At 40.9% G+C, this 25,410-nt stretch carries 25 protein-coding genes; 8 read left to right on the top strand and 17 right to left on the bottom strand.

Going from position 1 to position 25,410, the window contains the following annotated elements:
- Positions 1-3: 3 nt before the first annotated feature.
- From ACQK2H_RS09100 to ACQK2H_RS09075, 6 genes are all read right to left on the bottom strand, one after another.
- Positions 4-669, bottom strand: a complete 666-nt coding sequence (locus ACQK2H_RS09100; protein WP_425391122.1) for a hypothetical protein — start codon at positions 667-669, stop codon at positions 4-6.
- Positions 627-1,319 (bottom strand): multiheme c-type cytochrome, encoded by a 693-nt coding sequence (locus ACQK2H_RS09095; protein ID WP_425391121.1) that lies wholly within the window; start codon positions 1,317-1,319, stop codon positions 627-629. The genes ACQK2H_RS09100 and ACQK2H_RS09095 overlap by 43 nt, the downstream gene beginning before the upstream one ends.
- Positions 1,316-3,658, bottom strand: coding sequence for a molybdopterin-dependent oxidoreductase (locus tag ACQK2H_RS09090; protein ID WP_425391120.1), 2,343 nt, complete (start codon positions 3,656-3,658; stop codon positions 1,316-1,318). The genes ACQK2H_RS09095 and ACQK2H_RS09090 overlap by 4 nt, the downstream gene beginning before the upstream one ends.
- Positions 3,651-3,875: a chaperone NapD gene (locus ACQK2H_RS09085; protein ID WP_425391119.1), complete on the bottom strand. Its 225-nt coding sequence runs from the start codon at positions 3,873-3,875 to the stop codon at positions 3,651-3,653. The genes ACQK2H_RS09090 and ACQK2H_RS09085 overlap by 8 nt, the downstream gene beginning before the upstream one ends.
- A 69-nt stretch (positions 3,876-3,944) precedes the next feature.
- A complete protein-coding gene (locus ACQK2H_RS09080; protein ID WP_425391118.1) occupies positions 3,945-5,201 on the bottom strand; it encodes an alginate export family protein in 1,257 nt (418 codons plus the stop codon).
- A gap of 94 nt (positions 5,202-5,295) precedes the next feature.
- Complete coding sequence (locus ACQK2H_RS09075; protein WP_425391117.1) at positions 5,296-6,447, bottom strand: hypothetical protein; 1,152 nt, start codon at positions 6,445-6,447, stop codon at positions 5,296-5,298.
- Between the two features lie 129 nt (positions 6,448-6,576).
- Between ACQK2H_RS09075 and ACQK2H_RS09070 the strand changes: the two genes are divergently transcribed.
- From ACQK2H_RS09070 to ric, 5 genes are all read left to right on the top strand, one after another.
- Positions 6,577-8,583: a hypothetical protein gene (locus tag ACQK2H_RS09070; RefSeq protein ID WP_425391116.1), complete on the top strand. Its 2,007-nt coding sequence runs from the start codon at positions 6,577-6,579 to the stop codon at positions 8,581-8,583.
- 36 nt (positions 8,584-8,619) lie between these two features.
- The gene (locus ACQK2H_RS09065) at positions 8,620-10,413 is read left to right on the top strand and encodes a hypothetical protein (protein ID WP_425391115.1); all 1,794 of its coding nucleotides are present in this window, start codon (positions 8,620-8,622) and stop codon (positions 10,411-10,413) included.
- An 88-nt stretch (positions 10,414-10,501) separates the two neighbouring features.
- A complete protein-coding gene (locus ACQK2H_RS09060; protein WP_425391114.1) occupies positions 10,502-10,963 on the top strand; it encodes an acyl-CoA thioesterase in 462 nt (153 codons plus the stop codon).
- A gap of 122 nt (positions 10,964-11,085) precedes the next feature.
- On the top strand, positions 11,086-11,517 hold the full coding sequence (locus ACQK2H_RS09055) for an RrF2 family transcriptional regulator (RefSeq protein WP_425391113.1): 432 nt from the start codon (positions 11,086-11,088) through the stop codon (positions 11,515-11,517).
- Positions 11,518-11,563: 46 nt separating this feature from the next.
- On the top strand, positions 11,564-12,301 hold the full coding sequence (gene ric / locus ACQK2H_RS09050) for an iron-sulfur cluster repair di-iron protein (RefSeq protein ID WP_425391112.1): 738 nt from the start codon (positions 11,564-11,566) through the stop codon (positions 12,299-12,301).
- Between the two features lie 125 nt (positions 12,302-12,426).
- Here the strand turns inward: ric and ACQK2H_RS09045 are convergent, their stop codons facing one another.
- The 9 genes from ACQK2H_RS09045 to ACQK2H_RS09005 all read right to left on the bottom strand — a co-directional run bounded on the left by ACQK2H_RS09045 (position 12,427) and on the right by ACQK2H_RS09005 (position 19,964).
- Entirely contained in the window at positions 12,427-13,209 is a 783-nt protein-coding gene (locus ACQK2H_RS09045) for an ABC transporter permease subunit (protein WP_425391111.1), read from the bottom strand.
- A 66-nt stretch (positions 13,210-13,275) separates the two neighbouring features.
- On the bottom strand, positions 13,276-13,992 hold the full coding sequence (locus ACQK2H_RS09040; RefSeq protein WP_425391110.1) for an ABC transporter ATP-binding protein: 717 nt from the start codon (positions 13,990-13,992) through the stop codon (positions 13,276-13,278).
- Positions 13,989-15,215, bottom strand: coding sequence for a nitrous oxide reductase family maturation protein NosD (locus ACQK2H_RS09035; RefSeq protein ID WP_425391109.1), 1,227 nt, complete (start codon positions 15,213-15,215; stop codon positions 13,989-13,991). Before ACQK2H_RS09035 ends, ACQK2H_RS09040 begins: the two co-directional genes overlap by 4 nt.
- Positions 15,216-15,220: 5 nt before the next feature.
- Positions 15,221-15,652, bottom strand: coding sequence for a nitrous oxide reductase accessory protein NosL (locus ACQK2H_RS09030; protein WP_425391108.1), 432 nt, complete (start codon positions 15,650-15,652; stop codon positions 15,221-15,223).
- 11 nt (positions 15,653-15,663) lie between these two features.
- A complete protein-coding gene (locus tag ACQK2H_RS09025) occupies positions 15,664-16,275 on the bottom strand; it encodes a hypothetical protein (RefSeq protein WP_425391107.1) in 612 nt (203 codons plus the stop codon).
- Between the two features lie 77 nt (positions 16,276-16,352).
- Positions 16,353-18,320: a Sec-dependent nitrous-oxide reductase gene (gene nosZ / locus ACQK2H_RS09020; protein WP_425391106.1), complete on the bottom strand. Its 1,968-nt coding sequence runs from the start codon at positions 18,318-18,320 to the stop codon at positions 16,353-16,355.
- 12 nt (positions 18,321-18,332) lie between these two features.
- Positions 18,333-18,905 carry a fasciclin domain-containing protein gene (locus tag ACQK2H_RS09015; RefSeq protein WP_425391105.1) on the bottom strand — a complete coding sequence of 191 codons (573 nt, stop codon included), beginning with the start codon at positions 18,903-18,905 and terminating at the stop codon, positions 18,333-18,335.
- A 17-nt stretch (positions 18,906-18,922) separates the two neighbouring features.
- Complete coding sequence (locus tag ACQK2H_RS09010) at positions 18,923-19,414, bottom strand: c-type cytochrome (RefSeq protein ID WP_425391104.1); 492 nt, start codon at positions 19,412-19,414, stop codon at positions 18,923-18,925.
- A 130-nt stretch (positions 19,415-19,544) separates the two neighbouring features.
- Positions 19,545-19,964, bottom strand: a complete 420-nt coding sequence (locus tag ACQK2H_RS09005; protein ID WP_425391103.1) for an RrF2 family transcriptional regulator — start codon at positions 19,962-19,964, stop codon at positions 19,545-19,547.
- A 344-nt stretch (positions 19,965-20,308) separates the two neighbouring features.
- Between ACQK2H_RS09005 and ACQK2H_RS09000 the strand changes: the two genes are divergently transcribed.
- From ACQK2H_RS09000 to ACQK2H_RS08990, 3 genes are read left to right on the top strand one after another with little or no spacing between them, the layout of a single operon-like run.
- The gene (locus ACQK2H_RS09000; protein ID WP_425391102.1) at positions 20,309-20,497 is read left to right on the top strand and encodes a hypothetical protein; all 189 of its coding nucleotides are present in this window, start codon (positions 20,309-20,311) and stop codon (positions 20,495-20,497) included.
- 14 nt (positions 20,498-20,511) lie between these two features.
- The gene (locus ACQK2H_RS08995; RefSeq protein ID WP_425391101.1) at positions 20,512-21,162 is read left to right on the top strand and encodes an MCP four helix bundle domain-containing protein; all 651 of its coding nucleotides are present in this window, start codon (positions 20,512-20,514) and stop codon (positions 21,160-21,162) included.
- Between the two features lie 3 nt (positions 21,163-21,165).
- Positions 21,166-21,795 (top strand): MCP four helix bundle domain-containing protein, encoded by a 630-nt coding sequence (locus ACQK2H_RS08990; protein ID WP_425391100.1) that lies wholly within the window; start codon positions 21,166-21,168, stop codon positions 21,793-21,795.
- Here ACQK2H_RS08990 and hemN read toward each other — a convergent pair whose 3' ends face one another.
- Both hemN and ACQK2H_RS08980 read right to left on the bottom strand, forming a co-directional pair.
- Positions 21,796-23,139: an oxygen-independent coproporphyrinogen III oxidase gene (gene hemN, locus ACQK2H_RS08985; protein ID WP_425391099.1), complete on the bottom strand. Its 1,344-nt coding sequence runs from the start codon at positions 23,137-23,139 to the stop codon at positions 21,796-21,798.
- 79 nt (positions 23,140-23,218) lie between these two features.
- Complete coding sequence (locus tag ACQK2H_RS08980; RefSeq protein WP_425391098.1) at positions 23,219-25,297, bottom strand: ATP-binding protein; 2,079 nt, start codon at positions 25,295-25,297, stop codon at positions 23,219-23,221.
- Between the last annotated feature and the right edge of the window lie 113 nt (positions 25,298-25,410).

The following is a 25,410-nucleotide window of genomic DNA, read 5'->3' as shown; positions in this document are numbered from 1 at the left end:
GACTTAATGATTTTGTGCTTTAATTTTCTCTGTATTCAGGCGAGATGGCCACCTTTTCTCAAAGGCGGGTTTATGCGGATTATGACATCCCACACAGGTTTGTGATATCCTCGGTGGAAGCCACCCTTTTAGTCGTTTTCCATGTGCACCGCCTTCCCAGTCTTTGTATTGGGAAGAGTGACACTGGGCACACTGCTGATACGAATGATCAAAACTGATACTTGTCTTTGTGAGCGAAGTAAGTTCATCCGGCTTATCCATGTTATGACAGGTCATACAGTTCATAGAAATCGGATTCGCATGAGACAACTTAATGTCCCAATGAGCACTCGTGCCATTATTCAACTTTTTGAGCTGACCTACTGGTTTTGTGTGACAGTTAGAGCATGGAAATTTGGTCATTTGCTGAACCCTCGAAGGCACCAAGAACTGGGAATCTCGCTCGTGAATCTGAGTTAACACGGTGGCAACCTCCAAATCATCCAATCGTTCAAAACTGTCAAAATTATAAGTAATCGAGTCGGTATGCCTGGCGATTAAATCCAGGTTGGATTCTTTGTGCCCTCCCGAACAGCTCAAGAGATAAAGACCCAGCATGGCGAAAGACAATATTGTAAAACCATTCTTCATTCTGTTCCTCCTTTCTCTTCCGTTGATTTTCTTTCCCATGTGATCTGACGACCTTTTGTTGGCGCATGACATTGCAGGCAATTCACTCGCTCGGGATGGGTTACACGAATTTCTTTTGGTGCAGAAGGTGCTCCGTGGCAAGAGAGACAACTACCGCGAACCTGAAAATCATGAGGTATGGGTGGCGGGCTGCCGTCCAGCACACCTCCACTCATCTTTTTAGGTAAGGTATTTTTAAACCCACTTGAAACAAACAACTTATCTGTTTTCACAGGTACATGGCACTGCTTGCAGCTGACAAAATCAGGATGTGGTGTAATTGGCGCAAAGGCTTTGAATCGCTCTACATACCCACCTGTAGAATGACACTGGAGACAGGTCTTGCCTCCTATCCCTTTTTCACTCACCAATGGATGAGGTATTACAGGGGGCGCCCCATCGTAGGCTCTATTTTCGTAGTACTCTGCTAGTGTCTTTTGGCTTTCGACAGATTGCAACACTTTAAACTCAAGGGCTAAATCCTGAAGGTCAAAGACATCTTCTTCTTTCATTTCACTACGAATGACCAACTCAGCGGGATCTTCGGTAATTTCTGCTTCCGTCTTGGACTGACTGATGCTTAGATCAAAAACGATGATTGCGGCAATCATCAAAAGGACAATGAAGAAAATGATCGACTTATTCCTCATACTTTCTCAATTCTTACCGCACACTTCTTGTAGTCCGGTTGTTTGGAAATGGGACAATAGGCATCTAGTGTCAAATCGTTGATCAAATACGACTCATCAAAGAATGGTACAAAGACGTGACCTGAAACAGGCTTACCACGTTCATTCACAGATGCATCCATCACGATCTCCCCTCTGCGAGAGACTAGTTTTACCTTATCCCCGTTTCTAATGTCTAATCGTTTAGCATCTTCCGGGTTTAATTCTACATAGCTTTGAGGCACGGCCTGGTGCAGAATAGGCACTCTTCTTGTCATTGAACCCGAATGCCAATGTTCAAGTACCCGACCGGTACATAGCCAATACGGATAATCAGCATCAGGAATTTCAGGAGCAGGCTCGTATGGTCGTGCCCAAATCCAAGCTTTCCCTTCAGGCTTTCCGTAAAAATCATAAGTATCGCCTTCACACGCAGGGTCATATTTTCCATGATAGCGCCACTTGGTCTCCTTCCCATTCACATATGGCCATTGTGCACCAGCCTGTGACTTCAACACCTCGTATGGTGCCATAGCATGCTTTTTGCCTTCATGGAAGCGGCTGTACTCTTTCCAGATTTCCTCAATGTGATTGGACTCATCCCATGGAAAAAGCCCCCCATATCCAAGCCTTTTGGCTACTTCAATGAGCTGCCAGGTATCACTCATCGCTTCACCCGGAGGTTGGAGCAATTGATTAAAATGTTGAGTTCGTCGCTCTGAGTTACCATACATCCCCTCCCGCTCGATCCACATCGCAGATGGAAGAACCACATCGGCGATATCTGTTGTCGGGGTGGGGTAAACATCTGAGACCACAATGAATCGATCATCCTTTTTTGCCCCGTTACGGTATCGGTTCAAGTGCGGCATAGTTACCATCGGATTGGTCACCTGAATCCACATAAACCGTATATCTCCTCGATCCAATGCTCTGAACATTGAGACCGTATGATGAGTAGGTTTAGAGGGAATATTCTCAACAGGCACCTTCCAAATCTCAGCCGCCATTTTGCGATCTTTCTCATTCATTACCACGCCATGCGGTAGCTTGTGTGTTAGCGTACCGACTTCACGAACAGTACCACATGCACTTGGCTGTCCGGTGAGAGAAAACGGACTGTTTCCCGGTGTAGATATTTTACCTGTCAGCAGGTGAATGTTGTAAATGAGATTATTGATCCAGGTACCGCGTGTATGCTGATTCATACCCATGCACCACAACGACATCACTTTGTTATTGGGATTGCCATAAAGAGATGCCAGGTACTTAATATCCTTGACAGAAACACCACTATACTCTGCGACCTTTACCGGTGCATAGTCCTCCAAAAACTCCTCAAAATCTTCGAAAGAAATGTCTTTAGGTTCATCCTTGAATTGAAAGTTTTCTTCCAATCCATAACCGATATTGGTTTTTCCTTCCTTCAAAGCACAGTGCTTCTCTACAAAGCCTTTATTTACCCATCTGTTTTTAATGATCTCATAGCAAATCGCATTGGCAATAGCCAGGTCTGTTTGCGGATTAAACAAAATGGACTTATCTGCCGCATGAGAAGTACGCGTCGTTCGAGTGGCTAAATCGATTATTTTGACCGGGCGTTTCAATCGGTTGTCCAACATTCTGGAAAACAACACCGGATGCATTTCTGCCATGTTATTACCCCACAAAACAAACACATCGGCATGATCAATGTCTTCATAGCAGCCCATCGGTTCGTCCAGTCCAAATGAAGTCATAAACCCTGTAACAGCACTGGCCATGCAGAGGCGAGCGTTTGCCTCAACATTATTGGTTCCGATCCCTCCTTTAAAAAATTTGGATGCAACATAGCCATCCGGAATGGTCCATTGACCTGACCCATAAATAGATACTGAGTCCTTTCCAGTTTCTTCAATGGTTGATTTCAATTTTGAAGCCACCAGATCCAATGCTTCTTCCATCGTTGACTCAACCAGTCGCCCATTTTTACGAATTAAAGGTTTGGTCAACCGATCCTTTCCATACAGTGCTAAAACTGAGTGATAGCCTTTCACGCAACATAAACCTTTATTTACCGAGCTATTGGTGTCTCCTTTGACAGCCACTGCCTTACCATCTGAGATACCCACCTGCAGTCCGCATCCTACCCCGCAAAAACGGCATGGTGTTTTCTTCCATTTGACATCCAGATCCCCAAGCTTTTCTATCATTCGGTTCTGCTCCTCAGCAAAGACGATCCCGGGGAACATTGCAGCTGCTGCAGCGAACGCTGAAGCACGGGCAGCTATTCTCAGAAACTGCCGTCTGTTTAGATGAGTTTTTTCTAATGTTTCATTCATATCCGGACACTAATGAAATGTGTTTGATGTTTTGATTGGATTCTATTTGCGCAAAGAGCTTTTTATCCTCACTCTCATTATCTGTATCTGTGACCAGAACCAATACCTCTTGATTTTCCGCGGGATGGATTTCACATCCATTTAGTTTGTTTATTTCATCAGCCAAGTGTTGCTTTTGGTCTGACTGAGGAATAATGATGTAGCTCTTTACTGGCATAGGATTAGGTTTTGCTCTTCAAGTTGGCTATCATTTTAAATTTATGAAATGATTTTTATCATATCCAGATTATTTTCCATCTATTTCGAAGAAAGTAGGCTTAATAGTCAGCATCATCCAGGCCCAATTATTATTGGAGCCAGCATCTCCACCTTTTAGAAGCTCCATGGATGGAGAACCTAACATCTGGGAATACCCAAAATTGAATTTGATTTCTTCTGAAATTTTCTTGGTCAGTACCCAATCGATTTCTGTACCTAGGTACTTATCCGCAGGTTCGTTCGTTCCTGGGTCAAGTTGATCTGCCTGGGATGCAAAGTAGTGTACTGCAAGACTTGAGCTCCAGGAAGATATAGGTGTTGCTAATGCAAGGTAAAGATCATTTAAGCCTACACTTCCGATATGATTGCCCACATAGAAATAGTCCATTAGTCCATTGAACTTATGGTTGGTTCCATAAAAAGGATTGAAGGCCTCATTATCCGAAGAAGGATTGACCTGGTCATTGCCGGATAGGGATTCAAACCCCAGTGTCAGTTTTGATTTTTCAGCGAGTTTATAAGTTAGGTCAAGTTGTAAATCGTAAGCGGAGATACTTGCACCACCTCCATCCTCACCAGTTTGATAATAAAATGCACCACTCGGTTGAAAATTACTATTGTTGCTAACCAGCCTAACACCCATTGTCTGACTGAAATATGTATTACCATCTGTCGCTGTTCCTCCTTGTAGACCATTGTTGAGGAATAGAAATGAAGATTTCACCTGACCAAACTGCTTCTGTACCCACAAGAACTGGAGTGTTTTGTAGCTTTTAGGCACTGTATAAAAGTTGGTTGTTGACTGAACACCATCCTGATTATAGGCAGCAGCCAGTCTTAGTGTAAAATCATTTTTATCTAACTCATATAATGCAGCATCGTGGCTCCTGGCCTGCTGCGCCCATGCGACATTTCCGAAAATCCGCGAATCATCAAGAATGATTTCCTGTCGGCCGAGCTTCAATGAAGACACATCGCTCAATTTGACTTTTGCCCAGGCCTCATGGATGCCGGCTAGAACTCCCCCATTATTAACCAGCTGACTTTGACTTCCCCAAACGCGGATGTCTTGAAGTACAATCTTCATCGAATACTGATCCTTCCAATACTCTGCGTTCAATCTCGATCGCTGCTCGGTAAAAAATGCCGGATCCTGGCCAGGCATAACCAGTGATTGAAACCCATGCCTGTATTCAGACCTGGGGCGAACCTCTCCCGAAAGTTTGAATTGAGCCTGACTGCCAAGTGCAAGTACAATCAAGCAGGTAAAGAAGACTTTTTTCATAATCTCAAATTTGAAATTTCCTTAATCAGCCACTCATGATAAAATCCACTAAATGAAATGATATAAATCAACTTTATGATTGAGTCCTTAAAATTCATTTATAGCTCAGAGAGTTTTCAATTGATGTAATTGAGCGAAGGTCTCTATAAAAGCAAGCACTTTTCTTATGCTGCCTGTGATCAAAATCACCCCATAAGTTCCTCACATCTGAGTTGGACTCCAATTCTTTTGTACTTTCCACATACAGCACCCCACGCCGGATTACTGCCGGTATGATCTGCTCAAATATTAGTGCATGGACTCCCCTATGTTGAAAAGAAGGTTTGACTGCAATAAGCAGAAGGTCTACGGTATCGGATTTTTTCAAGGCCCTGTACAGTTGCCAATAACCAAATGGAAAGAACCTACCATTCATTTTCTTCAGTGCTTCCGAAAGATCAGGCATCACCAATCCAAACCCTACTAATTCACCAGTATCATCTACAACAAGCGAGAAATAATCCTTAGGAATAAGTTGAATGAATTTTTGATATAATTGTTCGAAATGCTCATTGGAAATTTTCGAAAATCCAACAATACCACTATACGCTTCATTTATTAGTAAACGTATTGCCTCAGAATAGCCACGAAGTTCCCTCTTCCTTCTAATCACTACCTGACGAAGACCATATCGTTGACGGATGGCTTGTGCTCCTTTCACAAATTTCTCCGGGATTTTTTTAGGGACCTGAATATTATATTCAACCCAATGAAATTTTCGCTTATACCCGGCAGCCTCCAGCAATTCTGCATAATATGGATAGTTGTAGTTTCCAAACATTGTAGGTAGTTCATTATATCCACCCACCAGTATGCCGGAACGATCAAAAGAATTGAACCCAAACGGTCCCTTCAAACTATAAATCTTTTCGTGTAAACACCACTGCTCCACGGCGGATAGCAAATGGTACAACACCTCTTGGTTATTGATAAAATCCAACCACCCAAAACGAGCTTCCATCAGTGATGGATCTGTGTCACATGGCTTTATGATACCTGCAATTCTACCTACAATCCGTCCTTCATCTTCAACAACCCAATATCTGGATCGTGCATCTTTGAATGCGTTGTTGTGTTTCGGGGACAAGACATTCAATTCATCCTGAATTAAAGGAGGAATATAATTTGCATCATAACGATAAAGCTCCATTGGAAACTCCACAAATTTCCGCAACTCGTTGTAGCTATTAATTTCTCTTAGTTTCATTTTCTATCATTTCCCTTTCAAAATTAAATGATATTTATAATAAAAGATATAATCATCTTTATATCATTAATAAAAGAATCAATATATTTGACCCGTAATAACTATCACTCACTCAAAAACATGATTCCTATGAAACTTAAGTTCAAACTAACTGATGACTTTGTAGAAAAATACCGCAATACAGATCCTCAATTTGGCTTCAATGGTTTAGGCCTACTCACCTATTACCGTACCTATTCACGCCTAAAAGAAGATGGAACCAACGAGCAATGGTTTGAAACAGTAAGACGTGTGGTTGAGGGGTGCTATTCGCTTCAAAAGGAATACATCCTGAACAATGATCTGGGTTGGAATGACAATAAGGCACAGGAGTCTGCTCAGGAAATGTATGACAGAATGTTCAAGATGAAATTCCTACCTCCAGGCCGCATGCTATGGGCTATGGGCACTCCCATCATTCACGAAAAGAAAGTAGGTCAGGCATTATTTAATTGTGCGTTTGTCTCTACCGACCAGATGGGTCGATCGCTCGAAGATGCCACCTTGCCTTTCACTTTCATGATGGACATGAGCATGGTGGGTGTAGGTGTGGGTTTTGATGTGGCCGGAGCTCAACGTTTGAAAATCTACAAGCCACAATCTGAAGAAGAAGTGTTCATCATACCGGATACCAGAGAGGGATGGGTAGAAAGCCTGCGAAGACTATTGGCCTCCTATTTCCAACAACATTTTATCGGCACTCCTGGATTCACCCTTCGTTTTGATTACAGTAAAATCCGTTCAGCTGGAGTCACAATTAAAGGTTTTGGAGGAATCTCCAGCGGCCCAGCACCTCTGGAAAATCTTCATGAACAGGTACGAAGTGTACTGGAGAAAGAGCATGATAAATACATCAGCCTAACAGTCATCACTGATATCATGAATATGATTGGCCAATGTGTGGTGGCTGGAAATGTCCGGCGAACCGCGCAGATAGCTTTAGGAAATGTAGACAATGAGGAGTATCGAAAACTAAAAGACTACAGCTGGGATGCTGAAGAAAAAATCTATACAGGATCACGAGCAGAGCGAGCGGCCTACGGTTGGGCATCCAACAATAGTGTCTTTGTAGATAATCAAACCGATTTCGAAGAAGTGGCTAATCAAACGGCGATCAATGGTGAGCCCGGATATATTTTCATGGACAACATCAGAGCGTTTTCCCGTTTGTGTGATCCTGCTGATTACAAAGACTCAAAAGCTAAGGGCACCAATCCTTGTGGTGAGCAATCACTCGAAAGTTTTGAGCTCTGCTGCCTTGTAGAAACCTTCCCTTCACGTGCAGAGTCCAAAGCAGACTACCTGCGTACATTGAAGTTTGCTTACATGGTAGGCAAAACCGCCACTCTTGTTTCCACCACCTGGCATCAGACCAACAGGGTACAAAAACGTAATCGCAGAATAGGCACTTCGGTAACGGGTGTAACGAATTTCATAGACAGGAATTCGCTCGAAACACTAAGAGACTGGCTGCAAGACGGCTACAACGAAATCCAAAAATGGGATGAAATTTATTCTTCCTGGTTGTGCGTGCCTCGAAGTATCAAAACTACGAGCGTAAAGCCGTCTGGAACAGTTAGCCTACTGGCTGGTGTAAACCCCGGATGTCACTTTCCTGAGTTCGATTATTACATTCGTCGGGTACGTATCGCTAAAACCTCTGCGCTGGTTCCTGCACTGAAAGAAGCCGGACTCGATATTGAAGATGATGTAATGGACAATTCTTCCGTAGTGGTATCCTTTCCGGTACATAATCAAGGCAGGAGTCAAAAGGATGTAAGCATATGGGAGCAGGTGAGTCTTGCAGCATTTTTACAAACCTATTGGTCGGACAATCAGGTATCCTGTACAGTTACTTTCAAACCGGAGGAAGCCAATCAGATTGCCCCCATCCTCGATTACTTCAAGTATTCACTCAAGTCGATCAGCTTCCTTCCAAAACTGGAAGTAGGTGCGTATGCACAAATGCCTTATGAAGCGATCACACGTGAAAAATATGTGGAAATGGCCTCAAAGCTTCAGCCTATCAAATATGTAAATCATGAAGAAGATGCAGAAGCAGAAAAGTTTTGCAACAATGATGTTTGCACCATTTAACTCAACCCTTAATACATATCCAGTAAATCACATATAATGTCTTTACATACATTCCATATCCCCGTAATGGGTTTAGCTTTTACCATAGACACTCCTATTAAAGTTGCTCATTACGGCATTAATTCTGTTATTTCTATCATTGAGGACACTCTTATAGAAAAAGTACGAAAAGTTTACAGCAAGAAACATGACGTCCCCTATATTCCGATTAAGGATCAGGATGAAGATTCGCGAGCTACACGTATTACTACATATTTAAACCTGGTTAAAAAGATTGTTGATGAGAAGATTAATAAATTCAGGCAATCCTGTTCATTAACGGAAGCGCTTCACTACCTCGATTTATTACCGGATCAATCCGATATTAAGCAAGGCTTTTTAAAATTAAAAACGAAGGGTTCTGCTGATGATATCATCCACTATGCCAGATCCCATGCACAACCGGGGACAATAGATGTAAATATCATGACAAAGCTGGACAAGGTAAACTACGAGAAAGGGAAGCCCCTACCTTCAATCTACAAAGATGCGCATGCTTCTGTTAGGGGCTTTGCATATAGTGATTTAAACTCATCCCTCGTATTATCAGCAGGACTGAACCCTGCATTATATAGTTATTTGTCAAATTTTGATGATTTTTATCCAGACCAAAATGGAGCTTTCAAAAAGAAGATCATTCTAAAAGTAAGTGACTATCGGTCTGCGATGATCCAGGGAAAGTTTTTGGCAAAAAAAGGACTTTGGGTTTCCGAATTCAGGATAGAGTCAGGTTTAAACTGTGGTGGGCATGCGTTTGGAACAGAAGGACATTTAATGGGGCCAATCCTGGAAGAATTTAAAAACAAACGAGCGTCCCTTACTCAATCGATATATGATGTATATCAGGAGGCACTCATAGAAAAAGGTCATGCACAATTATCTGAAATTCCAGCCTTGAAAGTCACTGCACAAGGGGGAGTGGGTACTGCCAATGAACATTCGTTTCTTCTAAATTACTATAAACTGGATGCCATCGGATGGGGGTCGCCTTTCCTTTTGGTACCAGAGGCCACCTGTGTAGACAGTCATACCCGTGATCTCATTAAAAACGCCAAGGAAGATGATCTATATCTTAGTGGGATCTCCCCTCTTGGGGTTCCCTTTAATAATTTAAGATCAAATACAAAGGATCAGGAAAAACAGCAAGTAGCTGCACAAGGAAAGCCGGGAAGTCCCTGTGTGAAAAAGCACCTTTCTTTCAATACAGAATTTACAGAAAAGCCCATCTGTACAGCATCCAGGAAGTACCAACATTTAAAGATCAAAGAATTGAAAGATCATGGACTGGTAGCACAAGACTATGAAAAAGCGTACAAAAAAATTACTGAAAAAGCCTGCATATGCACAGGTTTGGGAACCTCCTTTTTAATTGAAAACAAGATAGACACGAAGCAAGAGGGAAATGGGGTGTCGGTATGCCCCGGCCCCAACATGGCTTATTTTGATAAGAATGTCTCACTCAAAAAGATGGTGGATCATATTTACGGTCGAGCCAATATCATATCACGAAAAGACCGACCACATATGTTCATGAAAGAATTAGGGCTTTACCTGGATCAATTAAAAAAAATGGTCGATGAATTTCTGAATGAAGGCACGACCAAGACCGAAAAGAAAATTCAGGCATTTATTTTCAATATGAAAGATGGAATAAATTATTATCAACATTTGCTTGGTAGAAAATTGAATCTCCCGGGACCTGAAGCGCACGCATTCTTTGATTTTCTTGAAGTTGCACAAGAAAGAATTGATAGGCTAGCCACTAAATCGCACATAAAAATTTGTGTATAATAGTCCAATCATGAAGATTAATGGGACAATAGATATTATTTGACAATAATTAGACTTAAGTATGTCGTAACATTTAAAGCCAAGCCATATGCACAGCGTAAATAAAAAAGTAGCAGATTCCGTTACCGATGTGACCTATATCGTCATGCCTAATCACACCAACCCACTTGGGTATTTGCGTGGAGGAATGCTGATGGAGTGGATGGATATAGCCGCAGAAATAACAGCTCAAAAACATGGTCATTGTGTGGCGCTGACCGCATCTATTGACTCTGTGTCTTTCGATGGTCCCATCAAATCCGGTGATACGGTGTACATCAGAGCCTGCATTACCCGCGCATTCAATACTTCAATGGAAATCTTTGTAGAAGCATGGGCATCAAGCCTGCCAGATATGAAGATGTACAAGACCAATGATGCGATATTCACCTTTGTGGCGATCAATGAATCAGGGAAGCCGGTTAAAGTACCCAGCCTTGAAATTGTGACTGATGAAGAGAAAAAACGTTATGATGCGGCGCTGAAAAGAAAAGAAAACAGATCAAAATAATCGAACACTATGTCAATGAATTCGATAACCTCTGCTCCGTTTACTTCGTTAATTAAAATAAAAGATAAACTTATCTTTTATTATGTTTATTATTTCTATTTTTGCAAAAACAATGATTCATTATGTTCTCGAGAACCTGCGAATATGGCATAAAAGTAATGGTGTACCTCTGGCAAAGAGACTATTCTACATCCCCCTGGGCAGGTGTACAGGAAATTGCAGACGCGATTGAATCACCCGTATCCTTTACAGCCAAGGTGTTGCAACAACTAACTAAACAGGGCCTGCTTAATTCCGTTAGAGGTCCCCACGGAGGATTTGCTCGTATTAGTAACAAGACCATCACATTAGCTGATATTGTCAAGGCTATCGACGGTGAAAAAATCATGAAGGATTGTGTCTTGGGATTCCGGGAATGTTCTTCAGAGCAACCCTGTCCGGTACATCATAAATTTGTCGGTGTGAAGGACTACCTCAAAGAAGTATTAACAACAACTGAAATGGATGAACTTACGGAGCTCTTAAGAGAGGGTAAAGTGGTACTAAAGCAATAAAAATTTTATTAATTAAAGGATATAAACATCTTTAAATCTTATTTATATGGAGAATTTAGCACAAACTAAAGTGAGCAAGATTGTAGCTCAGAATTATAAAACAGCACGCGTATTCACCAGGTATGGAATTGATTTCTGTTGTAATGGTGGTATACCTTTGGAAGAAGCCTGCGAAAATAAGCAGGTAGACTTACGTGAAATAGAGAATGATATTTCTGAGGTGCTTTCCACTCCTATTGAAAATGATTATCAAAAAATGGATCCTACTGAGCTGGTAGATCACATTGTGAATATCCATCATGACTATGTGAGCTCTACCATTCCGGTTTTGCAGGCCTACCTGAACAAACTATGTCAGGTACATGGAGAGCGTCACCCGGAGCTTTACAAAGTGAATGAATTATTCGATGAAGCAGCCATTGCCCTGCTCTCTCACATGGAAAAAGAAGAGTTTGTTCTATTTCCATTCATTAAATCTCTCGTAGAAGCATCAGGCAGCCAATACCCACTTTCAGAGCCCTATTTTGGTCACATTGAAAATCCGATTGAGATGATGGAGCATGAGCATGCTACTGAAGGCGAGCGCTTTAGAAATATAGCGAAACTAACTAGCCAATATGAGCCCCCTTCAGATGCCTGTCAGACATACAGGGTTACTTATGCCCTATTGAAGGAATTTGAGGAGGATCTTCATTTACACATTCACCTGGAAAACAACATCTTATTTCCAAAGTCCATTGAATTGTTCAAAGAGTATTTTGAGCAGTCAGGTGCTGTGGTTTGATGGTTTAGTTTATAATGAACCCGATTCCTGAATAATTCATGGAATCGGGTTTTGATATTGAAAACAGTTTCAGAAGAAGTTTACGGCAAGCTGTGTTGTTCAGAGACTATTTGAATTGAAAGCACTTAGAAGTCCTTTCTGAGCGACTTTCTCAGCATGATTGAGACAGGGATAAACACCCATAGTAAGAGCACGCCAATCGAGATAAATAATCCTGAGCTGGTGCCGAAAAACTTCTGAAACAGTGCACCTGTATAACCCAACAACGCTGAAATCTCCAGCTTAAGCAAAATCATAATTCGACTCAAATCAATCGGGTTAAAGAGTGATGCACCCAGAGCAAATTTATCCAGCGGGTAGTCCCCAAAGACAATCAACGAGATCATGAAAAGCCCATCATAGATCACTGCAAAGAACAGCCACATGAGAATGGCATAGCCAAATCCTTTGATTTTGTTGGAGTTACCCAAGCCAATATTCAGAGACAATGCCACGAAGATGAAGGTGAGAAAAGTACCGGAAGCCAGCAATGTGATAAAGTTGCCTACTGCATCCGATTGGGTGATACCATACAAAAGAAATGGAATGCCCAACCCAATGATTAAACTCATAGAGAGTGAGAGTGACAGCCCCAAGTATTGCCCTAGAAAGATGGTAGAACGCTTCACGGGTTGTGAGAGCAATAGCTCCGTAAACTCACGCGAATTATAGAAATACATAATACCGAAAATGGTTCCAATCATCGGTGTGAGCACTACAATGATATTCATCAAGGTGATCGTTGCTTTGGACAGGTCTGAATTAAGAAACAATAAAACAAACCCCAACAGCATGTAAAAAGCCAGGTACACGTAGCTCCATCTGCTGCGCATTAAATCGTAAAAGCTGTATTTTAATATTTTTATCATCGTATTCGTATTAAGCTCGAGACGGATAGCATTTAGTTCTAGCCATTTCTTTATCAATTCAATTCTCTAATGATTATGTGTACCATTAGGCACAAGCATTGCTGCGATTGCGTGTTCCAAATCTTTTTCATTCGTCTGCTTCCGCATCTCTTTCAGCGTTCCCTGAAAATGGATCTTCCCATCTAATAGAAAGATGATCTCTTCGGCCACCTCTTCTACCAAGCTCATAATGTGTGTGGTTATAAGTATAGTTTTCCCTTTTTTTCGCTCCTCATCGATCAGCTTTTTCAGCTCAATCATGGCTACCGGATCCAGTCCGGCTGTAGGTTCATCCATGATGCAGATGTTTGCATCAAACATGAAAGCCAATACAATATTCACCTTCTGTCTTGTCCCGCCGGATAAATCCGACAGCTTCTTATCTAGAAATTTTTCCAATCCGAATCGCTGAATCAGCTCTCCCTCTCTACCCTTTCGATTTCGTATATCCAGAATCATCTTGATAAGTTCGTTGACCGTCAGGTTCTCCGGAAAACGAGCAATTTGTGGCAGGTAGGCAATGTCTTTGCGATATTCCCAGCTTTTGTGAATCGTTTGATCATTTACTTTCAGCTCTCCACTGTTTGGTATCACCATTCCTAATATGGTTTTAAGCATAGTGGTCTTGCCCGAGCCATTGTGGCCGAGAATCGCAAAAACACCTGGTCTATTGATGGAGAAGCTGACACCTTTCAGGACGTCCAGCTTACCAAAGGTTTTATGTAAATCTGTTACTTGAATCATTTGAATGCGTTCATTGCCGGTGTTTGATCCACCAGGTTGTCAGGGGTAAAAACAGGCGAAACCTTTTCGGAAAAATTCATAATATCCACAAAAAGGCTTCTTAGTAAAATGATGGTTTCAGGGGTTTTATTCACAATGTATGAAAATAGCTTTACCGGACGATAAGGCACATCCCCTACACCGTCTTTGTCCAGGTCATAGCCTGTATAATCTCCCCAGTAATTACCATCAAAGGTGTTGTCATTCATCTTGGAGTTATATGACACATCAAAAGAGTTTCCTTTGAAGTCATTTCCTGTGATCCGGTTAGCATAGCATCCTCCGGATACCTTAATCGCCCACCCATTTTTATTAAATACATTACCCACATAATTAATGCGGCTGGTACCGTCTATAAAAACGGCTGTCGTGTTTTCAATGAACTCATTATCCAGCACTTCAGCATCGTAGATTTCTTTTAATAGAAGCCCATAACTCGCTGGTCCCCAGTTGTTAACAAAGACATTATTCTTCATTATAATAAACTTAGAAAACATGACTGCTACCCCTGCTCCATTGTGTTCAAATCGATTCCTGATATAATCATCATTATTGGAAAACATGAAGTGCAATCCATATCGAACATTGTCATGTGCGTAGTTTTCCTCAATAATGCTTTCGTCCACAAACTCCAGGTAAATGCCATCCCTCATTCTGTAAACTTCATTGTCACGTATCTGAAGGTTGGAGCAATGCCATGCATGAATGCCATTCCCAGCTTCGTCTTCTTTTACATTCTCCCCATACACCAGGTTATTTCTGATGATACCATTACTGGATTTCTCTATTAGCAAACCAAAAAAGGGATCAATTACTGTATTATTTTCAATAAGAAAGTAATTGGCTCGATAAGCATAGATCGCAGCATAGTCTTTCGTGTAGCTTTTACCGGCATTGATGATTTTCAGTCCTGAAATGGTTATGCTGTCAGCGAGCAACTTCAACACATAGCTTTTATTCTGACCGTTCAATATGGCACCCTTTTCACCAATCAGGGTTAAAGGTTTTGTTATTTCAAGATCAACCACCGGGTAAACACCACTTTTAATAATAAGGGTATCATGAGGCTCAGCAAGGTTTACTGCTTTTTGCAAATCCTTGATATCACACCTTGGACAAATATTAGTTTGTCCACTGGTCTGCAGAAAAATCAAAGTAAAAAATGAAACAAGTAGTAATCTCATCTAACTCAATTAACTTCAAACTCCGCCTTTAAAGCCTTCCAATCCAGGGCGGTTCCAATTACATCTTTTTTCACTTCATTTCGCTTCTCTGCACTTTCAAATGCCGTTAGGAATTCCCCCATAGGACTTGGGATTTCCTGAGATATCAAATAAGCAGCATCTGATGCATCTGTCAATACTCCGGGATTGGCATAGTCAGCAACCAGATAGTAAGTGACTTCAGGATGTTCCCATTCCTTCAGGTCATTAAGCATACACTCAATGGCATCATACTTAAACGCCTTACCTGTTTTTGTGACCAGTTGTGCTGCATGTTGCTTATCCACAATAGTCATTTTACAGAAAACACACGCGTCTTGCCCATAATTTATCGGTTTAGGGCCTGTGCTACAGGAGAAAATAAAAAGTGACAACAGCGTTACATATATGAATTTCATAGTGCTCATATTTAAGAAGCTAATCTGGCTTTTCGACCTACGAAAAAAGATACCAAACTCAGAAACATACCAACACCTAATAAGATACCTCCTGTGCGTGGGTACGAATAGGCATCAAAGTTTAGTAGTTTTTTATGCCCGATGAGCGGAGGGTTGTATTTCATTGGGGTTCCATCTGGATTGACCAGTTTTAAGATGGCATTGGGATCCAGATCGCTTCCATAATCAATCAACCATAAGTTGAAGTCATAAATACCAAGAGCTCCAAGTATGCTCATCAAAACAAACCAAATGAGGAAGTAGACAGGAGATATTTTCCGTGTCATCCCAAGTATGCCAATAATTATACCCAATCCAGCCATTACTCCAACTACTTTAGGAAATACAGAAAACTCCCACATTTCATCAGGCTTTGGAAGAACCTTCATTCCTATGTAGTGATTAAGCCCATCTATGTTTTGAATATCAAATTCATTCTCTCCTCTTAACCCATCTACATGGATATCAATACCAAGAGGTTCAGGGTATTGAGGTGCGCCAAGGCGTATATTCCACATGGGGAATACGAATAAACCTAAGAGCATAGCGCTTCCGATGATCATTAAGATACCAGCCCGTTTCATTAGCTTATCATGTTTTAATTGGGAAAATTGAAATAAACTGTAAGGCTGATAATTAAATCAGCCTTACAGATTGGTTTTTAGATGTCATCTCCATCCAGGGTATAACTCAACTCTATGTTTGAGTTTGCTGGTGATACTCTAATGTATCCTTGCATCTCCTGGTGAAGTGCAGAGCAGAAGTCTGTGCAGTAGAATGGCCACACTCCAACTCTTTCTGGTTCCCAAAGGGTAGTTTTGGTCTGACCAGGCATCACAAGTATCTCAGATGTTCTCTGTCCGATCATGGAGAATCCATGAGGTACATCGAAATCCTGTTCGTGGTTAGTGATGTGGAAATAAACCTTATCTCCTACTTTGATGCCTTCGATATTATCTGGCGTAAAGTGACTTCTGATGGTTGACATATAGATATGTACTTCTTTGCCATCTCTTTCGACTCTAGCTTCCGCCGGACTCTTAATAGCATATGGGTGATTATTCTCATCGATTCGGTAGATTTTTTTCGAATTGTTCACCAAAAGATCAGCATCACATCCAGCAGCATAGTGCGGCTCTCCATGTGTAGGGAAGTCGTAAAGCAACTCCATTTTCTCACCTGAGATATCATAAATCTGTGCAGAGTGCTCCATCTCCGGTCCGGTAGGTAAGTAACGATCCTTTGTGATCTTGTTCATGGCCACTAAATACTTACCATGTGGCTTTCTTGAGTTACCTCCAGGAATCATCAGGTGACCAACTGAGTAGTACGTAGGTTTTCTATCGACTACCTCCCAGGTTCCCAATTTCCACTTCACCACTTCAGAAGAAATAAAGAATGTGGTATATGCATTTCCTCTTCCATCAAACTCGGTGTGCAATGGGCCTAAGCCACCACTTTGTACGCTACCAGCCAATATATCGTCATAGTTCAAAATCGGAATGCCATATGCATCGCCATCAAATTTTTCTCCATCAATAGCTGCTAACATTTTGTCGAATGAATGAACAGTTATGTTAGCTGAGAGCTTACCTGATCCAATGATATATTCTCCATTAGGGTCTACATCACATCCGTGAGGTGATTTTGGAGTTGGCAGGAAGTATATAGCTCCTGGTACATCTGCAGGGTTTACCGTCAATACTTCTTTTTTCATAGTAGAAGTAGCCGTGTGAGTGGATTCATCATAGACATTGTGTGCATAATTAGCTGGCATTTTAGTGCCACCACCGTTGTTTACATACTCTTCGATTTTCTTCCAGTTTATTGCTGCGATAAAATCCTTATCATTCTGCGATGCATTTACCTCAAGTAGTGAATTTGCCTCTTCAGTGTTGTAAGTAGAGAAGAAGAACCAACCATGTGACTTACCTCTACCAGGGTGCGACAGGTCATAGTTGAAACCAGGCATCAACAACTGAAACTTAATATCCATATGACCATGCTCAGGATCCACCGCAATAAATGTCAAGGCCCCCTTGAAATTGGCCTTGTATTCACTGATAGGCATATCCTTCTGAGGTACAGGAACAGAAAAACGCGTTCCGGCTACAACATACTCTGTGTTTTCAGTGATAAAGGAAGAACTGTGATTACCGGCACTGTTTGGTACTTCAATAATCTCTTCCGTTTCAAAAGTTGTCAAACTAATTCTTGCAATACGCGGCGTATTGTTACCATTTGCAAAAATCCATCTTCCATCAAGCTCACCATTTGTTTGAGAAATATCCGGGTGATGAAGATCATCCCATGGAACGAAACCAAACGAAGTATTTAACATAGGCTTGGTTTCTTCAGAATAGCCATAACCTGACGTTGGGAACTGAGAAAAAACAGGGATCTCTTTAAACATCCTTCCGGAAGGAAGACCGTAAACAGTTAAGTTACCACTATAGCCTCCAGAAAGGAAAGCGTATTGTTCATCCCTTTCGCCTGGCGCTACGTACACTTTTTCAGCAATGTTGCTGCTAAGCGCACCATTACCTCCTCTATCCCCTGCCTGACCACAGGAGAATAAGAAGGCAAGAGCGCTTATAAATAGAGCATTTTTAATAATTGTATTTTTCATTTTATTGGTTTTTTAAGGTAAAATCACTTTTTCTACTACATGGATGATTCCATTTGAAGCAGGTACTGTTCCGACTATTTTGGCACCTCCAACACTCACATCATCTCCATCCACAGTTACCTCCAGATAGTCGCCAGTAGCCATATAAATTTTCCTTCCCTTTTTAGCCTCTCTTTTAAGAGCGTCTAAATCGAAAGAACCAGGAGCCGCATGACGAGTGATTATCGTAGCAAGATCTCCCTTGTTCTCGGGCTTCAAAAGGTTGTCTAGTGTGCCCTCAGGAAGTGCGTCGAAAGCTTCATTGACGGGAGCAAACACGGTAAGCGGTCCGGCATTAACAAGCACATGCTCAATTTGAGCTGCCTGAACTGCAGCAACTAAGGTGCTGTGTGGCTCTGAAGATATCGCCACCTGTAAAATATTCGGGTCTGATACTTCGTCTACAACAGAGGCTTGCCCCATCGGATGGCTACCGGTCCCAGCAGAGGCCTCTGAAGAAGATTCACCCTCTTTCTGAGGTGTACACGACCATATCAGTACAGAAAGCACCAATAGGGTCAAAGAGTTTAAAATTTTATCTTTCATAGTATTATAGGTTTGGTTTATAAGGTTCTGAAGTATTCCAAAATATCACGCGCCTGTTCTTCAGTCATGTTTTGGTTGGCCATAGCAGCTCCGTTAAACTCGACTAAAAGATCCTTGGCACATCGATCCTGCTCCACCATTAATTGAGGATCGAGGATCATATTCATGATCCATTCAGGACTTCTTCGTTTCATAATTCCTTTTGGAGAAGGGCCGATAAAGCGCTTATCTATCTTGTGACAAGCACTGCAGTTGGTACTGAAAAGTGCTTTTCCTCTCTCTACCATTTCCTGATCAATGGTCTCCGGAAGTGGTAAATCCTTAATTGGCCCTACCCCTTTGTTATCCAGCGTGATACGCTCACTAGCAGGAACATTGCTTTCTGCTTCTGTAGCTTCCATTTTGGACTTCTCTTTGATCTGATCGATCTTGCTTTTTCCGCCTCCGCCTCCACATGCATTGATGATGAAAAAGGCGGCTATTAAACTGATTGAGATTACTCTGTTCATGACATTTTCTATTTAATGGTTCAAAGTTTTAAAGAATTGGGTGTCTGAAATATGATCTTCTTCACTCCCACTTATGATTTATGTTAATATTTAAGATTAAAAGATCATTTTATCTTTTATTAGAATAAATTTAAGTCAGATCTATCCCTTTTGTAATTAATTCAGGGTCGCGTATTTCGGTTGAAAGCAGTGTTTCATTTAGCTGATCTCTTATTTCTATAAACTTAAAATGCACGGGACACGGATTTTTTCCTGAGCAGGTTTCAAGTCCAAGGACACAGCTTTCCATGAGTTTATTGCCATCAATGGCTCTCACTATATCTACTAGTTTTATCTTCTTATTTGCGGCTAATTCAAAACCTCCTGTAGGTCCTTTATACGAACTCAACAAACCATTCTTAACCAGTTGCTGCAATATCTTAGCTGAGAAAGCCTCCGGTGAATTAATAGCATCTGATATCTCTTTCACCCCCGTTCTTCTCCCCTCCTGCTCATTGCCGGCAATGTAGATCATGATTTTGATGGCGTATTCACATGCTCTTGAAAACATCTCTTTCCTTTTGAAGCAAAAATAGCAACCCATCTAATAAAGGACAAATTAATCCTCTATTATATTTAAGTATTTACACCCAGCAAAAAATCACGAATTATTACCTCTCACCAATGAATAGGTATGACGTTAAATTATACGATACGATTAGCGATCATATTTATTCTTCACTTTGGCTCCATACATATATGGCAATAAAGGTTATGAACCATACACGGTTGAGCAAAAGGATTCTGATCCTCTCCATACAAAAGAGTAGATCGAATAAAAAGACATGTGGAACACTTGTTTATCGGAAGGAAAGTGTGGAGACACTGACGACTTTAAACTAAAATAAAAGAAAAATGAAAAGCACGGCTAAAATCAAAAACACCATGACCATGCTGGAATACTGCAAGTTGCTTCTTAACAAGATAAGTTTCAGCGACGAGCTACTTAAAAAAGAATATCAAAAGGGACTTAAATATCTAAATCCTAAAGACCAGGAGGAACTTAAGCAGTGGCTTCTACTGAAGGGAAAAGTAATTGAATAAATAACACTGAAGATATGAGATGGAAATACATTCTAAATAAGAAAAGGAATGAGACAATAGTACTGTTCTCTATTCTGCTAATGATTGTCATGATCGGTTACATGCATAAAAAGAACCTATCAGACATGGAAGAAACGGTTGCCTCTATTTATGAAGACAGGCTGGTGGCCAATGAATATATTTTTGAACTCTCACGAAAAATTGAGAGCAAAAAGTGGCTGATGAGCAAAAGTCAGCATGCAGCTCAAGAACTGACGTTATTAAATTATGAAATAGACATTTTGATTGATGCATATGAAAAAACAGACCTAACAGTCGAAGAAAATAAGCTGTGGGAGGAGTTTAAAACTGAATTGGCTCTTGCTTATGAATTTGAAAACCAGATACTTTATAATTTGGCTTCAAAGCAAAGGGTTCAGTTACAAAAACACCTTGACAATCAATACGAACTTATTCATGCTGATTTAGTGGAGCTTTCACACATTCAACTAAAGGAAGGAAAAAGCCTGGTTGATAACTCGAAAAAAATTATGTCATCTAATAATATTAGTAGTCGTTTAGAAATCGCTCTTATTATAATCGTATTGCTTATCTTTCTAATGTTCAACTCAACCTATAAATTGGTTAGAATTAAAAACAAATGGCATAGTTCGTTAATTAACTAATACATGCGCTGGAAACTTAGTTTAGCACAAAGAATAAGAGCAGGAGCTGCACTCGCGGTGGTTTTCCTATTAATTATTGCAACCAATCTGATCGATAAGAATCACTTTAGAATTGTTAAGGAAAACCTGACTACTGTATATGAGGACAGACTACTAGCTAAAAACTATCTCTATCGTATATCAAGAAATATCCAACAAAAGAAAGAAATCCTTCAAAGCGCAGAAGCGAATAACCTAAAAGAACTTCACCATGCAATAAACGATTCAATAGATATTTTGATTGATAAGTTTGCCTCAACCAAGCTAACCGAGAGGGAATCTATACGCTTCACATCACTTCAAGAAAATATACGAGAATTAAAAAAGTTCGAGAATGCTTATGTTTCTGATGAATCTATAGCACCAGAAGCACCCATCTCAACAAATAGTGAGCAGTACTTCCAGGCTGTTTTTCAGGATTTAGATGCGCTATTCAAAATCCAATTAGAAGAGAGTAGCAGGGTTATCAGTAGCTCTAATCAAACAATACAATCAAGTGATCTTATTACAAAATTGGAAATAGGCGCTTTAATAGTCATTGGCATTCTTATTCAGCTTTTAATTTTCTTGAAACCGTCTAAACACGAGCAATAATCAAACTGCTTTACTAAACAGAGGGGTTCGGTTGGTCCTGGCCATTCTTGCATCAAGAGCAGTGCAGATGACTCTAATCACTTTGCGACCCTCAGGTGTGACGTTCATGCCTTTTTCATTGTACCTAACCAGTCGCTCATCTTGTAATTGATCCAGCAGATTGTAATCAAGCGCCACGCAATGCTCCATGAATTCAGACTCATGCCAGGTGGTTTCAAAATCGCACATCAAATTCAAGATGTGCTTTCGGAAAAATAAGTCTTGTTTCGTATGAATGTGGCCTTTTATGATTGGCAGTTCTCCCTTATCTATTTGCTCATAATACTTAGGAATGCTTTTCTCATTTTGAGCAAAACCTGACCAGCTATCGCTGATGGAGCTTACCCCCAATCCAATCAGTAGCTTGCTAGTGAATGGCGTGTAGCCCATGAAGTTCCTATGGAGCTCACCGTTTTTGCGAGCCTCCAGCAATTCATCACCAGGCAATACAAAGTGATCCATGCCCACCTCTTCATAGCCTGCCTGAGTAAAAGCCTCATTTCCCAGCTGCATAAAACTCCATTTGTTGTCCTCATCAGGCAGGTGCTGTTCATACGATTTCTGTGCCGGACGCATGGATGGAACATGCGCATAACTGTAGTAGGCAATTCGTTCCGGTTTCAACTGAATGATCTGTTCAAGTGTGTTTTGTACAGACTCAACCGTCTGGCCCGGTAATCCATAAACCACATCATAGTTCACTGAAGTATATCCGATCTCGCGCGCCTTCTCTGTGATCGCTTTTACCTGCTCAAATGACTGCATACGGTTGATTAGTTTCTGAACGTTCAGGTCAAAATCCTGAATACCAAAACTCACCCGATCAAAGCCCAGCTCATGTAGTGTCTCCAGATGTTTTGCCGTGGTATTCGCCGGATGGCCTTCGAACGACATCTGAAATTCTTTGGAGAGACTAGCTTTCTCGATAATGCCAGATAGCAATCGATCCAGGTTCTCAGGTGCAAAGAAGGTGGGTGTACCTCCACCTAAATGAATCTCACGAATGAGTGGTCTCTCAGGCAGCCTTTCTAAATACAATTCCCATTCTTTCAACACATGATCAATGTAAGGATCTTCAACCTGATGATTTTTGGTAATTCTGGTATTACATGCACAATACGTACACAAGCTTTCACAGAAAGGCAGGTGGATGTAAATGCTTACCTCCTTGCTACTCTCCCAAAAAGCAGACTGTAAAGTCTTTTCATAAGCTTCAACGCTAAAGCTCTCAGGCTCCCAAAATGGGACGGTTGGATAGCTGGTATATCGTGGAACAGGTTGGTTGTACTTTTTCAGGTCTTGCATTGAATCAAAATTTGACTCAAAGCTATTTGGCTTACCAAGCCCAGAAACTGATGAATGAAATACTAGTATCTGATTTTTATCACTTGCATTTCAGTGTGATGATGAAAGTGGTTCCTTCTCCTTTTTTTGATTTTACATCAAGCTCAGCTCCGTGCTCATCTATGATCATCTGTGTGATGAAAAGTCCAAGCCCAGTGCCTTCTCCAGGTTCTTTAGTTGTGTAGAAAGGATCTGTCATCGATTCGACTTCCTTTTTAGTCATCCCGATACCATCATCTGTAATTTCAACTATGATTGTCTGCTTCTCATTTTTTGTGATTATCTCAATTACGCCCGAAGCTTCAATCGCTTGTTCAGCATTGGTTATGATATTGGTAAAGACTTGATGTAATTTCCCCTCATTGCCGATTATGACAGAGTTTTCAGCGTGGAAATAGGATCGAATTTCAATCTCCTTATTTCTAAAACGATTTGTCAAAAGGGTTAAGCTGTTTTGTAAAACTTCGTGTACATCGCATGTTTCATCCATTGCCTCACCCGTTCTACTAAAATGTGACAATCCACTTACAATTTGAGATGCTCGCCTTACACCCTCCTCAATTGCATTGAAGTACTGATCATAAGAATCATAGTCTTCAATATTTACCAACCGCTCTTTCAAGGCAAGAGCACCATGTTTAATGAAATTAAGCGGGTTATTTATTTCATGCCCGATTCCTGCCGACAGGATTCCCAAGGAGGCCATTTTCTCAGCGCGAATCAATTGTTGCTGCGTTGATTGGAGCTTATCATAGCCCTTTTTAAGCTCTTTATTTTTTTCCTTTAATTCCTTGGTTCTTTCCTGCACCTTATTCTCTAAGTCTTTGTTGAGTGCCTCCAGTTGCTTTTGATAACTCCTTATCTCTGTGATATCTTCAGAAAAGAGTGTAAACCCTACTACCTTATCATCCCTATAGACCGGATTATAAGTGGCCTTAAAGGTAAGGTCCCCCTTAGGTGATGGGTAAATAATTTCAAGCTGAAATTTCTCTCCACTTAGAGCTCGATCAAAAAGCTGGTTAAAGGATTCTACCTGCTCGCTATTTTTGATTGCTTTAAGTACATCCATCCCTTTGTATAGCTTCAGACCATCCGTCACTTTAGCAGATATGTTAAATGCACGATTAAACTCAATCAAATTTTTATCATTATCAAAGAGCCCAATTAAATCGGAGGTGCTTTCAATAATCGATTTAAGGTTAGCTCGTTCTGTACGGAGGTTAAGAATGGATTTTTCAAGGTTTCGCTTTAGATATTTATAAAGCAATATTGAAGCAAGTACGAGAAGGATGTATACAATGAAAACGAATTTAAATCTGTTTAAAACCTCGAAAATGAGCGCCGACTTCTCTATAGAGATGATGAGCGAATGATCAACATTGTCAATCAAAATCGAAGCGCAAATAATATCATTTCCTGTGACCGGGTCGATGGCAGAGGTGACATATGCATCATCCTTAACTTCTAGTGTATCTAAGTCCTTATAAATCAAATCGACGGAACCTAAAACCCCTTCGTAATTCCTCAGATCCATGGGATATAGTATCTGAGTCGTATTGAACTCGTTATTGATTAAATGAACCTTATATTGAGTACCCTCTACAAATCGTCCCAATTCCTCCATCATGGTACTGTAATCAATCGCAGACGTATTGACTGCCAGGATTTCTCCTTCCTTATTCTTTATCGGCACTCGGATCGGTAATATCCAATCAGAAACATTTTCAAAATAGTAGCATTCGCCCAGGGTTAGACCACCATTTCTTAGTGCAGATTCGAATGATCTCCTTGTTCTTTCGGACATTGATAGATTTGGCAAGGAATCATTGACTAATCTACCTGTAAATGTGACAACCTGCCCCCCCGGCTCTGCCAGACCAAAAGCAAGTAACTCATTTCGATAAACCTCTAATGCCCTATTGGCATAATCGAGACGCTCTTGAGGGTCCTTAATTTCAACAAATCGATTGCCTAGACTAAGTAGACTCAACTCCCATTGGTGAAAACTAAGCTCATAGTAGCTCTCTATCACCTTGGCTGTATTCGTCAAATCATTTACTCTATCCTTTTTGGCGTCATCAAGGATGTAGAGAAAGGCGGCTCCAGCTAGGGTGGTCATACTTATAACGAGAAGAAAAAATATCCTCCTCAAGGACCTTATTTCTGATACGGATTTCAACCGTTAGTAATTTTATCCTATAAGTTAGCTGAAAAAATAAGATAAAGAGTTGT

Source organism: Ekhidna sp. (genome assembly GCF_965228795.1).
Taxonomy (GTDB): Bacteria; Bacteroidota; Bacteroidia; order Cytophagales; family Cyclobacteriaceae; genus Ekhidna.
This window is presented reverse-complemented; position numbering and strand designations above follow the sequence as displayed.